11 protein-coding genes are annotated in these 13858 nt (G+C 57.6%); 4 read left to right on the top strand and 7 right to left on the bottom strand.

Annotated elements, in window-relative coordinates; translation table 11 throughout:
- Positions 1-30: 30 nt before the first annotated feature.
- The 3 genes from lysC to ACQG11_RS10955 all read left to right on the top strand — a co-directional run bounded on the left by lysC (position 31) and on the right by ACQG11_RS10955 (position 2741).
- Positions 31-1380 (top strand): lysine-sensitive aspartokinase 3, encoded by a 1350-nt coding sequence (gene lysC / locus ACQG11_RS10965; protein WP_022646727.1) that lies wholly within the window; start codon positions 31-33, stop codon positions 1378-1380.
- A 93-nt stretch (positions 1381-1473) separates the two neighbouring features.
- A complete protein-coding gene (gene panS, locus ACQG11_RS10960; protein ID WP_023295757.1) occupies positions 1474-2418 on the top strand; it encodes a ketopantoate/pantoate/pantothenate transporter PanS in 945 nt (314 codons plus the stop codon).
- A 50-nt stretch (positions 2419-2468) separates the two neighbouring features.
- Positions 2469-2741 (top strand): DUF3811 domain-containing protein, encoded by a 273-nt coding sequence (locus ACQG11_RS10955; RefSeq protein WP_017382612.1) that lies wholly within the window; start codon positions 2469-2471, stop codon positions 2739-2741.
- Here ACQG11_RS10955 and rluF read toward each other — a convergent pair whose 3' ends face one another.
- The 5 genes from rluF to metH all read right to left on the bottom strand — a co-directional run bounded on the left by rluF (position 2742) and on the right by metH (position 9662).
- Positions 2742-3614: a 23S rRNA pseudouridine(2604) synthase RluF gene (gene rluF / locus ACQG11_RS10950; protein ID WP_022646725.1), complete on the bottom strand. Its 873-nt coding sequence runs from the start codon at positions 3612-3614 to the stop codon at positions 2742-2744.
- A 54-nt stretch (positions 3615-3668) separates the two neighbouring features.
- Positions 3669-3842, bottom strand: coding sequence for a CcdB family protein (locus ACQG11_RS10945; protein ID WP_226869808.1), 174 nt, complete (start codon positions 3840-3842; stop codon positions 3669-3671).
- Positions 3842-4135, bottom strand: coding sequence for a type II toxin-antitoxin system CcdA family antitoxin (locus tag ACQG11_RS10940; protein ID WP_038415063.1), 294 nt, complete (start codon positions 4133-4135; stop codon positions 3842-3844). The genes ACQG11_RS10945 and ACQG11_RS10940 overlap by 1 nt, the downstream gene beginning before the upstream one ends.
- A 95-nt stretch (positions 4136-4230) precedes the next feature.
- Positions 4231-5862 carry a Na/Pi cotransporter family protein gene (locus tag ACQG11_RS10935; RefSeq protein ID WP_022646722.1) on the bottom strand — a complete coding sequence of 544 codons (1632 nt, stop codon included), beginning with the start codon at positions 5860-5862 and terminating at the stop codon, positions 4231-4233.
- A gap of 116 nt (positions 5863-5978) precedes the next feature.
- Positions 5979-9662 carry a methionine synthase gene (gene metH / locus ACQG11_RS10930; protein ID WP_022646721.1) on the bottom strand — a complete coding sequence of 1228 codons (3684 nt, stop codon included), beginning with the start codon at positions 9660-9662 and terminating at the stop codon, positions 5979-5981.
- Positions 9663-9855: 193 nt separating this feature from the next.
- Here metH and iclR point away from each other — a divergent pair, with 193 nt between their 5' ends.
- Complete coding sequence (gene iclR / locus ACQG11_RS10925; RefSeq protein WP_022646720.1) at positions 9856-10683, top strand: glyoxylate bypass operon transcriptional repressor IclR; 828 nt, start codon at positions 9856-9858, stop codon at positions 10681-10683.
- A gap of 68 nt (positions 10684-10751) precedes the next feature.
- On the opposite strand, the gene aceK is transcribed toward iclR, so the two are convergent.
- Both aceK and aceA read right to left on the bottom strand, forming a co-directional pair.
- The gene (aceK, locus tag ACQG11_RS10920) at positions 10752-12491 is read right to left on the bottom strand and encodes a bifunctional isocitrate dehydrogenase kinase/phosphatase (protein ID WP_022646719.1); all 1740 of its coding nucleotides are present in this window, start codon (positions 12489-12491) and stop codon (positions 10752-10754) included.
- 49 nt (positions 12492-12540) lie between these two features.
- Complete coding sequence (gene aceA, locus ACQG11_RS10915; protein WP_023299080.1) at positions 12541-13845, bottom strand: isocitrate lyase; 1305 nt, start codon at positions 13843-13845, stop codon at positions 12541-12543.
- Positions 13846-13858: the final 13 nt, after the last annotated feature.

The raw sequence follows: 13858 nt of genomic DNA, 5'->3' as shown, positions 1-13858 counted from the left end.
GCTCTATTCATTCCCTGACACGAGGTTGTTATGACGAGTTTTGTGGTCGCCAAGTTTGGCGGCACCAGTGTGGCAGACTACGCTGCCATGAACCGCAGCGCCGATGTGGTGCTGGCCGATCCGAATACCCGCCTGGTGGTGCTCTCCGCCTCAGCCGGCGTGACGAACCTGCTGGTTTCTTTGTCTGAAGGACTGGAAGCGACCGAGCGTTTCGTGAAGCTGGATGCACTGCGCAAAATTCAGTTCGACATCCTTGAGCGTCTGCAAAACCCGAACGTCATTCGTGAGGAAGTGGAACGCCTGCTGGAAAATATCACTACCCTGGCAGAAGCCGCTTCACTGGCAACCTCTACCGCTCTAACCGACGAACTGGTCAGCCACGGCGAACTGATGTCCACCCTGCTGTTCGTTGAGATCATGCGCGAGCGCAATATTCAGGCGCAGTGGTTCGACGTGCGTAAAGTAATGCGCACCAGCGACCGCTTTGGCCGCGCCGAGCCGGACGTTGAAGCTTTGGCAGAGCTCACTAACCAGCAGCTTGCCCCGCGTCTGGATGAAGGCATAGTGATCACCCAGGGCTTTATCGGCAGCGAAGCCAAAGGGCGCACAACCACGCTGGGCCGTGGCGGCAGCGACTATACCGCCGCCCTGCTGGGTGAAGCCCTGCATGCCACCCGCGTGGATATCTGGACGGACGTGCCGGGCATTTACACCACCGACCCGCGCGTGGTCTCTGCGGCAAAACGCATTGACGTGATCGCCTTTGAAGAAGCGGCTGAAATGGCCACCTTCGGCGCGAAAGTGCTGCATCCAGCCACGCTGCTGCCTGCCGTGCGCAGCGACATTCCGGTCTTCGTTGGCTCCAGTAAAGATCCAAAGGCGGGCGGGACGCTGGTCTGCAAGAAAACCGAGAACCCGCCGCTTTTCCGCGCGCTGGCCCTGCGTCGTAAGCAGACGCTGGTTACCCTGCACAGCCATAATATGCTGCACTCCCGCGGATTCCTGGCGGAAGTGTTTGGCATCCTGGCGCGCCACAATATCTCCGTGGACCTGATCACCACGTCAGAAGTCAGCATTGCGCTGACGCTCGACACCACCGGTTCAACCTCAACGGGTGATACCCTGCTGACGCAGTCGCTGCTGATTGAGCTTTCCGAGCTGTGCCGCGTGGAGGTGGAAGAAGATCTGGCGCTGGTTGCCATCATCGGTAATAAGCTGTCGCGCGCGTGCGGCGTGGGCAAAGAGGTGTTCGGCGTGCTCGACCCGTTCAGCATCCGCATGATTTGCTACGGCGCGTCCAGCTACAACCTCTGCTTCCTGGTCCCTGCCGATCAGGCCGAGCAGGTTGTGCAGAAACTTCATCAGAATTTATTTGAATAAAATTCGTTAGCACGATAAACATTATCCATAAGCCGGGCACAGACCCGGCTTTTTTATAACAAAACAACACGACAATACTGCAAGGAATTCACTATGCTCTCCGCTATCACCCGGCTGTTCCCGTTATGGGCGCTGCTGCTCTCCGTACTCGCGTATTACACTCCCACCACGTTCACAGGCATTGGTCCGTGGGTCACCACGCTACTGATGCTGATTATGTTCGGCATGGGCGTGCATCTAAAAATTGACGATTTCAAACGCGTGCTGTCTCGCCCGGCACCGGTTGCCGCAGGGATTTTCCTGCACTACCTGGTGATGCCGCTCGCGGCCTGGCTGCTGGCGATGGCCTTTAAGATGCCGCCCGACCTTTCCGCCGGGATGGTGCTGGTGGGGAGCGTCGCCAGCGGCACGGCATCTAACGTCATGATCTATCTGGCGAAAGGCGACGTGGCGCTCTCCGTCACTATCTCTTCCGTTTCCACGCTGGTGGGCGTGATTGCCACGCCGCTGTTAACCCGCCTGTACGTGGACGCGCATATCCAGGTGGACGTGATGGGCATGCTGCTCAGCATTCTGCAAATCGTGGTGATCCCGATTGCGCTGGGACTGGTGATCCACCATCTCTTCCCGCGGGTGGTGAAAGCGGTTGAGCCGTATCTGCCCGCGTTTTCGATGGTCTGCATACTTGCCATTATCAGCGCCGTGGTAGCCGGTTCCGCATCGCACATTGCTTCGGTGGGCTTTGTAGTGATCGTCGCGGTTGTGCTGCATAACACCATTGGTCTGCTGGGCGGATACTGGGGTGGAAAGCTGTTTGGTTTCGACGAATCCACCTGCCGCACGCTGGCGATCGAAGTGGGGATGCAGAACTCTGGCCTGGCGGCGGCGCTGGGTAAAATTTACTTCTCACCGCTGGCGGCGCTACCGGGAGCGCTGTTCTCCGTCTGGCACAACCTGTCCGGTTCGCTGTTAGCAGGGTACTGGTCCGGTAAGCCGATTGATGACCAACCGAAAAAAGATGCGGTGAAACAGGGTTAATTGAGCCGGCTTGCTTTACACTGAAGCCTCCCCATCAGGAGGCTTCAGCAATGGCTACACCACGTTTGACCCAGAAAGACATGACCGAAGCCGAGCAGCGCGAACTTAAAACGCTTCTCGACCGCGCCCGCATCGCGCATGGCCGCACGCTGACGAACGCCGAAACCAATCAGGTTAAAAAAGAGTACATCGATAAGCTGATGGCGCAACGTGATGCCGCGGCGAAAAAAGCCCGCAAGCTGAAAAAAGAGCAGGCGTATAAACCCGACGCAGAGGCGACTTTTTCCTGGTCCGCCAGCACATCAACCCGTGGAAGGCGCTAATCAGCGCCCTTTCTTTTTGCGCCCCGGCTGGGTAAAGCGTTTTCCGTTGCCCGGCTTGCCTCGCCCTTTCTCTTCCGCCTGCGGTGCCTTCACCACCGGACGCTTAATCGCCTGCGTTTTCGGTTTGGCTTTAGCTTTCGGCTTCGCTTCGGACGAGGAGTTCTCGATAAGTTTGAACAGCTCGATCAGCTCGTCATCCGTTAAGTCACGCCACTCGCCCAGCGGGATGCCAGACAGGCTGACGTTCATGATGCGCGTGCGTTCCAGCTTCGTCACTTCATAACCGAAGTACTCGCACATGCGGCGGATCTGGCGGTTCAGGCCCTGAACCAGCGTGATGCGGAACGCGAACGGTGCTTCTTTTTTGACCTTACACTTCTTCGTCACGGTGCCCAGAATCGGCACGCCAGCGCCCATCCCGCGGATGAACTCGTCCGTGACCGGCTTGTTCACCGTCACGATGTACTCTTTCTCATGGTCATTACCGGCACGCAGAATTTTGTTCACCAGATCGCCGTGATTAGTCAGGAAAATTAACCCCTGAGAGTCTTTATCCAGACGGCCAATCGGGAAAATGCGGCTGCTGTGGTTCACGAAATCAACAATGTTGTCCCGCTCGCCATCTTCCGTGGTGCTGACAATCCCAACCGGTTTGTTCAACGCGATAAACACCAGGTCTTCGGCATCACGCGGTTCGATGACCTGACCATTCACTTTCACCACATCGCCAGGTACCACCTGATCGCCAATGGTGGCGCGTTTGCCGTTAAGAAACACGTTACCCTGTTCAATGTAACGGTCAGCCTCGCGACGTGAGCAGATCCCGCTCTCGCTAATGTATTTGTTTAATCGGGTTGATTGAGTTGGCAGCATAGTTTCTCCTGTGAAGGGCGAAATATACCTTACCTTGCGCCTGACAAAAAAGTCCTAGTAACCGCTGATCAGAAAATCGAGTGCATCCCGCAATGAAGCACTGCTGTTAGTAAGATCGGCAACGCGTTCACCTAACTCTTTTAGCGATATGCCTGCCATCATGTGCATCATCACCACGCAGGGTTTTCCCGCGATCTCAACGGCGGGAGCGACCAGTACATGCTTCATCAGAACGACCTCTGAAAGTCACTAAAGGAGCCGTTTTCATCAACCCACTGGTTAATGGCGTCAATAGAAGCTTTATTTTCTTCAAGCCACTCTGCGCGCCGATGTTCACGAAATTGCTCCTGCAAAGCCGCCGTTAGCACGGCAGAAAGGTTAAGTTTAAGCCTTCGCGCCTCTTCAAGGATGTCCGGCGACAGGGAAACATTCACTGATTTTTTAATGCTATTAGCACCGCGCATGAGAACCCCCATTGGAATGCGCATGAACTGGCGAAGTGTAGCGTAATAAATGAGCACTTCCTATTCCCTTAAAAATGTAAGGGTTGAAGAATAAATTGCTCTTTATGGGGAGTCACGCCTCACAAAACCGTTTTGCGAGGCGCTTTCAGAGATTAATACTCATCCCGCTCATCGTCTTCATCCGGCTGCTCCATCACGCTGTATGCCACCGCACAGAACAACGAGTTAAGACGCTTCATATCTCCCAGCAGCCCCAGGTGGAGCGAGCTGGTTTCGATACTCTGCACGTTCTGCTGGTGCAGACGCTCAACGTGGGCGTGCGAGTAGCGCCGGTTGAGGATGCGGAAACGGTGCTTGTTGCGGCGCAGGCGGCGCGCGCTCGGCACGTCGCTGGAGAAGAAGACCGACATCGCCAGCTTCAGGTTGCTGACCAGCTGTTCGTGCAGCGCTTCCAGCTCCTTCAGCCCTTCGACAGAAAACGCCCGACGTGCGGCCAGGGATTTGTCTGCGATTTCACTGCCCATACGCTCGACAATATCCGAAGCCTGCTCCAGGTTAAGCGACATCTCAATGATTTCCGCCCAGCGGCGCGACTCCTCTTCCGCCAGCTCGTCCTGTGGGATCCGCGCCAGATAGAGCTTGATGGCGGTATACAGCACGTTGATATCGTCCGCCAGCCTGCGCAGCTCTTTTTCTTCGCGCGGCTCGCCGTGCATCACCTTTTGCAACCCTTCCAGCATGGTTTCCATCGCGTCACCCATGCGCAGCGTTTCGCGGGCGGCATTCGCGATGGCCAGCGCGGGCGTGTCCAGCACCGAGGTGTCCAGATGCTTCGGTTTAAGGCGCGCGTCCAGCTCCGGTTCATCACGAATTAGCCGCTCGCAGAAGCGGGCCATCGGCGCGGCAAACGGCACCATCGCCAGACAGCGTACCAGGTTGTAGAAGACGTGGAAGTAGATCACCAGCTCCGCTTTCGGCAGAGAGAGGTTGTCCATCAGGTTCGCCAGCGGGTGCACAAACGGTAGAATGATCAGGCTACCCACCAGCTTGAAGAGCAAACTCCCCAGTGCCACCCGGCGGGCGGCAGCATTGGCTGCGCTGTTGTTGAGCATCGCCAGCAGGCCAGAGCCAAGATTCGCACCGATGACCAGGCATAGCGCCACCGGGAAAGAGATCGCGCCCGCAGCGGTTAGCGTGGCCGTCAGCAACACGGCCGCCAGGCTGGAGTAGCTGACAATGGCAAACACCGCGCCGATCAGCGCATCCAGCATAATATCGCCGGTTAACGAGGCGAAAATGACCTGCACACCGTTGGCCTGGGTAATCGGCGTAACTGCCTGCACAATCAGCTCCAGCGCCAGCAGGATCAGCCCGAGGCCAATACCGACGCGGCCAAGCTGCCCGGCACGGCTTTGCTTACGACCGAGGAAGAAAATGACGCCAATAAAAATCAGCAGCGGCGACAGCCAGGAGAGATCGAAGGTCAGGATACGTGCCATCAGCGCGGTACCGACGTCGGCGCCCAGGACAATCACCAGCGCCGGGGCGAGCGCCACCAGATCCTGCGCCACGAACGAGGTGACGAGCATGGTGGTGGCGTTGCTGCTTTGCACCAGCGCCGTGACGCCAATACCCGCACAGAAGGCGAGCGGCTTCTTCTCAACGCTGCCGCTGAGAACGGTACGTAAACGTGCGCCAAACACGCGCATCACGCCGGTACGAACGATATGGGTGCCCCATACCAGCAGTGCGACTGCGGAGAGCAGGTGTAACAACGTCAACACAGTGGGTTTTCCTCCTTATCGTTATTCATTTTCCTTAGGTTCAGTATAAGGGTTTAAACGTAAGAAAGAGACAAGGCACCATAGCGGTGCCCTGTTTGTTGTAAGGAAAAGTGACGTTAGTCTGCGTCGTAGCCTAAATTCGGCGCCAGCCAGCGTTCCACCTCTGACACGCTCATGCCTTTTCGCAGGGCGTAGTCTTCAATCTGATCCCGCTGAAGCTGTGCCACGGCGAAGTACTTGCTGTCCGGGTGGCTGAAATACCAGCCGGAAACGGACGCGCCCGGCCACATGGCGAACGACTCGGTAAGTTTCATGCCGGTATGCGCTTCCACGTCGAGCAGTTTCCAGATAGTGCCCTTCTCGGTGTGTTCCGGGCAGGCCGGATACCCCGGCGCCGGACGAATGCCCTGGTAGTTTTCGCGGATCAGCTCCTCGTTGCTGAGATTCTCATTCGCCGCGTAGCCCCAGTGCACCTTACGTACGCGCTCGTGCAGATACTCGGCAAAGGCTTCCGCCAGGCGATCGGCGATCGCTTTCACCATGATTTTGTTGTAATCATCGTGCTGCGCGTCGTACGCATCCGCCAGCGCGTCTTCTTCCAGACCGCCGGTTACGGCAAAGGCGCCGATATAGTCGGCTTTACCGGAGAGTTTCGGTGCGACGAAATCCGCCAGGCAGTAGTTGGCAAAGCCCACTTTCTCGGTTTGCTGGCGCAGATGATGGCTCACGGCCAGCACATGGGTGCGGGTTTCATCGCGGTAGATTTCTATGTCGTCGCCCACGCGGTTCGCCGGGAACAGCCCCACCACGCCGCGCGGATTAAGGGCTTTCTCTGCGCTCAGTCTGTCGAGCATGTCGTTAGCATCTTTAAACAGGCGCTTCGCCTCTTCGCCCACCACCTCATCTTCAAGAATGCGCGGATATTTGCCCGCCAGCGACCAGGTCATGAAGAACGGCGTCCAGTCGATGTAGTTACGCAGCGTTTCGATGCTGGCCGTCACGTCCTGCACGCCCAGACGGTGCGCGACCGGCGGCGTATAGCTGGACCAGTCGAACGCCAGATCGTTATCGCGCGCCGCCTGAAGCGAAACCGGCGGCGTGCGCGGTTTCTTACGTCCATGCTGAATGCGGACGGTTTCATACTCTTTGCGGGTGCGGGCGACAAAGTCATCGCGCTGGGTGTCAGACAGCAGCGCGGAGACCACGCCCACGGTGCGCGAGGCGTTTTGGACATACACCGTCGGCCCACTGTAGTTCTGCTCGATTTTCACTGCGGTGTGGGCTTTCGAGGTGGTTGCCCCGCCAATCAGCAGTGGAATGGTGAAGCCCTGGCGCTCCATCTCTTTTGCCACGTTGACCATTTCGTCCAGCGACGGCGTAATCAGCCCGGAAAGACCAATCAGATCCGCATTCACTTCGCGTGCGGTCCTGAGGATTTTGTCCGCTGGGACCATCACGCCAAGGTCGATAATTTCGTAGTTATTACACTGCAACACCACGCCGACGATATTCTTGCCGATGTCGTGCACGTCGCCCTTTACGGTGGCGATAACCATCTTGCCGTTACTGGAGCCCTTCTCTTTGCTGGCCTCGATAAACGGCTCAAGATAAGCCACGGCCTGCTTCATGACGCGGGCGGATTTCACCACCTGCGGCAGGAACATTTTGCCCTCGCCGAACAGATCGCCGACCACGTTCATGCCGTCCATCAGCGGCCCTTCGATCACTTCAATCGGACGGGCTGCCTGCTGACGCGCTTCCTCGGTATCCTGCTCAATGAACTCAGTAATGCCTTTTACCAGCGAGTATTCCAGACGCTTTCTCACATCCCAGGAACGCCATTCGGCCTGCTGAACGTTGGCTGATTCGTCAGCTTTACTGCCGCGGTATTTTTCCGCCAGATCCAGCATGCGTTCGGTGGCGTCGTCGCGACGGTTGAGGATCACATCTTCTACTGCGTCGCGTAGTTCTGCGGGCAGGTCGTCGTAAATCGCCAGCTGTCCGGCGTTAACGATCCCCATGTCCATCCCGTTGCGGATGGCATAGTAGAGGAACACGGCGTGGATGGCCTCACGCACCGGGTCGTTGCCGCGGAACGAGAACGAGACGTTCGACACGCCGCCGGAAATTAGCGCATGCGGTAGCTCGCGTTTGATGTCTTCACACGCGCCGATAAAGTCCTGGGCGTAGTTGTTGTGCTCTTCAATGCCGGTTGCGACAGCAAAGATGTTCGGGTCGAAAATAATGTCTTCCGGCGGGAAGCCCACCTCTTCGGTCAAAATTTTGTACGCCCGGCGGCAAATCTCAATTTTGCGCTCGCGGGTATCGGCCTGGCCCACTTCATCGAAGGCCATCACCACCACGGCGGCCCCGTAGCGACGCACCAGCTTCGCGTGGTGGATAAAGGTATCGACGCCCTCTTTCATTGAGATGGAGTTAACGATGCCTTTGCCCTGAATGCACTTCAGCCCCTTTTCGATGACGTCCCATTTGGAGGAGTCAATCATGATCGGCACGCGGGCGATATCCGGCTCACCGGCAATCAGGTTGAGGAAACGCACCATCGCCGCTTCGGCGTCGAGCATCCCCTCGTCCATGTTGATATCGATGATCTGCGCCCCGCTCTCCACCTGCTGGCGGGCAACGTCCAGCGCTTCGCTGTACTTCTCTTCTTTGATCAGGCGCTTGAACTTCGCAGAACCGGTCACGTTGGTACGTTCACCCACGTTCACAAACAGGCTGTCGTCGCCGATGGTCAACGGCTCAAGGCCGGACAGACGGCAGGCTACCGGAAGCTCGGGTAACTTGCGCGGTGCAAGCCCGGCGACGGCGCGGCTCATGGCGGCGATGTGCTCCGGCGTGGTGCCGCAGCAGCCGCCGACGATGTTGAGGAAGCCAGATTCGGCCCACTCGCGGATTTGCGCCGCCATGGTGTCGGCATCCAGATCGTACTCACCGAACGCGTTCGGCAGACCGGCGTTCGGGTGGGCGGTGACGTAGCACTCTGCGATGCGCGAAAGCTCCTGCACGTACTGGCGCAGCTCGTCCGGCCCCAGCGCGCAGTTCAGGCCGAAGGAGAGCGCTTCGGCATGGCGCAGAGAGTTATAAAACGCTTCGGTTGTCTGGCCGGAAAGCGTGCGCCCCGAGGCATCGGTGATGGTGCCGGAAATCATGATCGGCAGGTCAACGCCCAGCGCCTCAAATTCCTCTTTCACCGCGTAAATTGCAGCTTTGGCGTTGAGAGTGTCGAATACGGTTTCAATCAGGATCAGGTCGGAACCGCCTTCCACCAGCGCTTTAGTGGACTCACGATACGCGGCCACCAGTTGGTCAAAGGTGATATTGCGGAAGGCTGGATCGTTCACGTCCGGAGAAATCGACGCGGTGCGGTTGGTCGGGCCTAGCACCCCGGCAACATAGCGCGGCTTGTCCGGCGTGCGGGCCGTCCACTCGTCGGCGCAGGCGCGGGCGAGTTTCGCCGCTTCAAAGTTGATCTCCGCCGACAGGGATTCCATCTGGTAATCCGCCATGGCGATGGTTGTCGAGTTGAAGGTGTTGGTTTCTACAATATCCGCACCCGCTTCGAAGTAGGCGTTGTGGATATCCCTGATGACAGAGGGTTTGCTCAACACCAGCAGGTCATTGTTTCCTTTCAGGTCACAAGGCCAGTCGGCAAAGCGCTCGCCACGGAAATCGTCTTCACTCAGACGATAGCCCTGGATCATGGTGCCCATGCCGCCGTCCAGCACCAGAATTCGTTCATTTAACTGCGCACGCAGTTGCTCTACTTTGCTGCTCACACTTGCTCCCGACAACGTTCAACATGGCCAAAAGGCTGCGTTCCATACTGGCATAATCTCTAAGGGTCGAAAAGTCACACAGCGGTAACATGAGACATGTTCACTATCACTCCTCCGATCAGTCAGGAAAGCGGTTGCAAAACCACCAAATAAAACGAAAATGATTTCCACGATACAGAAAAAGGAGTTCGTCATGGTTACGACCGTTCCCGCTAAACGCGGCAGAAAACCTGCTGCAACCACCGCTGCACAACCTGGCGGACAGGTTCAATCCCTGACGCGCGGCCTGAAGCTGCTGGAATGGATAGCCGAATCGCATGGTAGCGTGGCCCTGACGGAGCTGGCGCAGCAGGCGGGACTGCCGAACTCCACCACTCACCGCCTGTTAACCACCATGCAGCAGCTGGGCTTCGTACGTCAGGTGGGCGAGCTGGGTCACTGGGCGGTTGGCGCGCATGCCTTTATCGTCGGCAGCAGCTTCCTGCAAAGCCGCAACCTGCTGGCGATTGTCCACCCGATTCTGCGCAAGCTGATGGAGGAGTCCGGCGAGACGGTAAACCTGGCCGTGCTGGATCAGAGCGATCATCAGGCGATTATCATCGACCAGGTGCAGTGTACGCAGCTGATGCGCATGTCCGCACCGATTGGCGGCAAGCTGCCGATGCATGCCTCTGGCGCAGGGAAAGCGTTTCTCTCGCAGCTTAGCGAAGAGCAGGTGACGGGTCTGCTGCACCGTAAAGGTCTGCACGCCTACACCCACGCCACCCTGGTGTCGCCGGTGCATCTGAAAGAAGATCTGGCTCTGACCCGCAAGCGCGGCTATTCGTTTGATGACGAAGAACATGCCCTCGGGCTGCGCTGCCTCGCGTCCTGTATTTTCGACGAACACCGCGAGCCGTTTGCCGCCATCTCCATCTCCGGGCCGATTTCACGTATGACCGACGACCGCGTCACCGAGCTGGGTGCGCTGGTGATTAAGGCCGCAAAAGAGGTGACGCTGGCGTATGGTGGGATTCGCTAGGATTGAGGGCGGTCTGGTGCCCTCACCCCGGCCCTCTCCCACAGGGAGAGGGAGAAAACATGATGCCCTTACCCTGCGGGAGAGGGAGAAAAGCGGATGCAAAACCGCTGCTTGCGGCGGTAAGCGTAGACATCTTCCACGTGCCCGTTTTTGATCCGCGCTTGCAGCCCGCGCCAGTAGCTGGCGCGGAACAGATCGGCATGCATCTCTTCAAATAACGGCCCGATGCGTGGGTCCGCACACAGCCAGTGGCGAAACTCCTCCGGAAACACATCGCCCGGCGAGACGCTGTACCACGGCTCGCTGGACAGTTCATCTTCCGGATAGCGCGGCGGCGGGATATCGCGGAAGTTCACCTCGGTCATGTAGCAAATTTCATCGTAATCGTAGAACACCACCCGCCCGTGACGGGTGACGCCGAAGTTTTTAAACAGCATATCCCCGGGGAAAATATTGGCAGCGGCGAGCTGGCGGATGGCGTTGCCGTACTCTTCGATGGCATCACGTAAAGCCTGGCCCTCTGACTGTTCCAGCCAGATATTTAGCGGCACCATACGGCGCTCAATGTAGAGATGGCTGATCGCAATCTTATCGCCAAGATCGGTAATTTTCGTCGGCGCTTCCTGCATGAGTAGCGTCATTAGCGCCGGATCGATCTGCTGCTTATCCAGCACAAAGTTTTCAAACTCCTGGGTATCGGCCATTCGCCCGACGCGATCGTGCTCTTTTACCAGCTGATAGCAGGCACGGACGTGGGCTGCGGTCATCTCTTTCTGCGGGGCGAATTTATCCTTAATCACCTTAAACACCCGGTCGAATCCCGGCAGTGTGAAAACCAGCATCACCATGCCGCGGATACCCGGCGCTTCGATAAACTGCTCATCAGCCGTGGTGACATAACGCAGGTATTCCCGATAACTCTCCGTTTTGGCATGCTTCTGACAGCCAATCGCCATATACAGCTCGGCGGTGGTTTTGCCCGGCAGGATCTCGCGCAGCCACTCCACCAGGGCGGCAGGCAGCGGGGCGTAGACCATGAAATAGGAGCGGGCGAAGCCAAATACGATACTCGCCTCAGCGCTGGTAGTCAGGCAGGTATCGACAAACAGTTCGCCGTCGTCGGTACGGTGAATGGGCAGCAGAAACGGCACGATGGCTGTCGGCGTAACCAGTTTGCCCACCAGCCAGGCGGCCTTATTGCGGTAGAAAAGCTCGTTGGCAACCTGCAAATGGCTGCGGCTGAGCACCGCCTCACCGAAGGTTTCACTGAGATACGCGTGGATATAGCCGATATCCCGGGGTTTATTCTGCCACGGCAGGCGCAGCGGCAAATCTGTTAAGACGCGGTGCAGGAGCTTTTCCCAGCCGCGATCGGGAAAGAAATCTTTCGCCAGCGGACGCGGAATGGTACGGAAGCGTCGCTCGGGCTGGGAGCTGAAGATAAATAACCGCTCAGGAGATAATGAGCGGTGGTCAAATAACCGGCAATAGACGGAGTTGAAAAAGCTCTCCGCAATCTCGAAGCGCGGGTAGTCGGGTAACAGATGGGTGTAATGCTCTTTCACGCGCAGTAAAAATTCCGCATCCGGGCTTTTACCGTCGGTGATACAGCGCAGTTGTTCTACCACCAGACCTACGTGGTGATCATAGAGATGGATACGCTGCTTCATGGCCTGCTGAACCGCGTGCCAGTCGGCGTGCTCAAAACGCTGTTGCGCGCCGGATGTGACTTCCAGAAAGCGGCCATACTGGGCATCGAAGCCCTGCAAAATAGTTTGGGCTATCAGTAATTCCAGACCACGCGACATATATTCCCCTCACCCCAACCCTCTCCCCGAGGGGGGAGAGGGGGAAAGATCAGAACTGTGCTTCTTCCGTTGAACCCGTTAATGCCGTGACGGAGGAAGTCCCGCCCTGAATAATTGTGGTCACATTATCGAAGTAGCCGGTTCCCACCTCCTGCTGGTGCGAAACGAAGGTATATCCCTCTTTACCCGCCGCAAATTCTGGCTGCTGTACCTTCTCAACATAGTGCTTCATGCCTTCGCCCTGTGCGTAGGCATGCGCCAGGTCGAACATGTTGAACCACATGCTGTGGATACCCGCCAGGGTGATGAACTGGTACTTGTAGCCCATATCCGACAGCTGCTGCTGGAAGCTGGCGATGGTCGTGTCGTCCAGATTTTTTTGCCAGTTGAAGGACGGTGAACAGTTATAGGCCAGCAGCTTGCCCGGATATTTCGCATGAATCGCATCGGCAAAGCGCTTCGCCAGCGCCAGATCCGGCGTGGAGGTTTCACACCAGACCAGGTCGGCGTAAGGGGCATACGCCAGGCCGCGGCTGATCGCCTGTTCAATACCGGCATGCGTGCGATAGAACCCTTCGCTGGTGCGTTCGCCGGTGATGAATTCGCTGTCGTACGGGTCGCAGTCAGAGGTGATCAGGTCCGCTGCGTCCGCATCGGTACGAGCAATGACCAGCGTCGGCACGCCGAGCACGTCAGCAGCCAGACGCGCGGCAACCAGCTTCTGGATCGCTTCCTGGGTTGGCACCAGCACTTTCCCGCCCATATGCCCGCACTTCTTCACCGACGCCAGCTGATCTTCAAAGTGTACGGCCGCTGCACCGGCCTCAATCATCGATTTCATCAGCTCAAAGGCGTTCAGCACGCCGCCGAAACCGGCTTCCGCATCGGCGACGATCGGCAGGAAATAATCAGTAAAGCGCGGATCGTGGGGCTCAATGCCCGCCGCCCACTGGATCTGATCCGCACGGCGGAAGGTATTGTTGATCCGATCTACCACTGACGGCACCGAGTTCGCCGGATAAAGAGATTGATCCGGATACATGCTGGAGGCCAGGTTAGCATCCGCCGCGACCTGCCAGCCGGAAAGATAGATAGCTTCAATGCCGGCCTTCGCCTGCTGCAATGCCTGACCGCCAGTCAGTGCGCCGAGGCTGTTGATATAACCTTTTTTAGACCCCCCGTGCAGCAGATCCCACATTTTCGCCGCGCCGTTCTGCGCCAGCGTACACTCCGGGTTAACCGAGCCGCGTAACTTCACCACTTCCTCTGCGCTGTACGGACGGCGAATGCCTTCCCAGCGCGGTTGGGTCCACTCTTTTTGTAACTCTTCGATCTGTTGGGTACGGGTTTTCATGTGCAGATGCTCC

This window comes from Enterobacter cloacae complex sp. 372C4 (genome assembly GCF_050030615.1).
GTDB classification, from domain to species: domain Bacteria; phylum Pseudomonadota; class Gammaproteobacteria; order Enterobacterales; family Enterobacteriaceae; genus Enterobacter; species Enterobacter intestinihominis.
The sequence above is the reverse complement of the archived record's forward strand: the minus strand, read 5'-3'. Positions and strand labels throughout refer to the sequence as shown.

What these genes read in the sequence shown, in the direction of transcription:
- lysC (WP_022646727.1), top strand. Translation starts at nt 31, where the DNA reads ATGACGAGTTTTGTGGTCGCCAAGTTTGGCGGCACCAGTGTGGCAGAC.
- panS (WP_023295757.1), top strand. Translation starts at nt 1,474, where the DNA reads ATGCTCTCCGCTATCACCCGGCTGTTCCCGTTATGGGCGCTGCTGCTC.
- ACQG11_RS10955 (WP_017382612.1), top strand. Translation starts at nt 2,469, where the DNA reads ATGGCTACACCACGTTTGACCCAGAAAGACATGACCGAAGCCGAGCAG.
- rluF (WP_022646725.1), bottom strand. Translation starts at nt 3,614, where the DNA reads ATGCTGCCAACTCAATCAACCCGATTAAACAAATACATTAGCGAGAGC.
- ACQG11_RS10945 (WP_226869808.1), bottom strand. Translation starts at nt 3,842, where the DNA reads ATGAAGCATGTACTGGTCGCTCCCGCCGTTGAGATCGCGGGAAAACCC.
- iclR (WP_022646720.1), top strand. Translation starts at nt 9,856, where the DNA reads ATGGTTACGACCGTTCCCGCTAAACGCGGCAGAAAACCTGCTGCAACC.
- aceK (WP_022646719.1), bottom strand. Translation starts at nt 12,491, where the DNA reads ATGTCGCGTGGTCTGGAATTACTGATAGCCCAAACTATTTTGCAGGGC.
- aceA (WP_023299080.1), bottom strand. Translation starts at nt 13,845, where the DNA reads ATGAAAACCCGTACCCAACAGATCGAAGAGTTACAAAAAGAGTGGACC.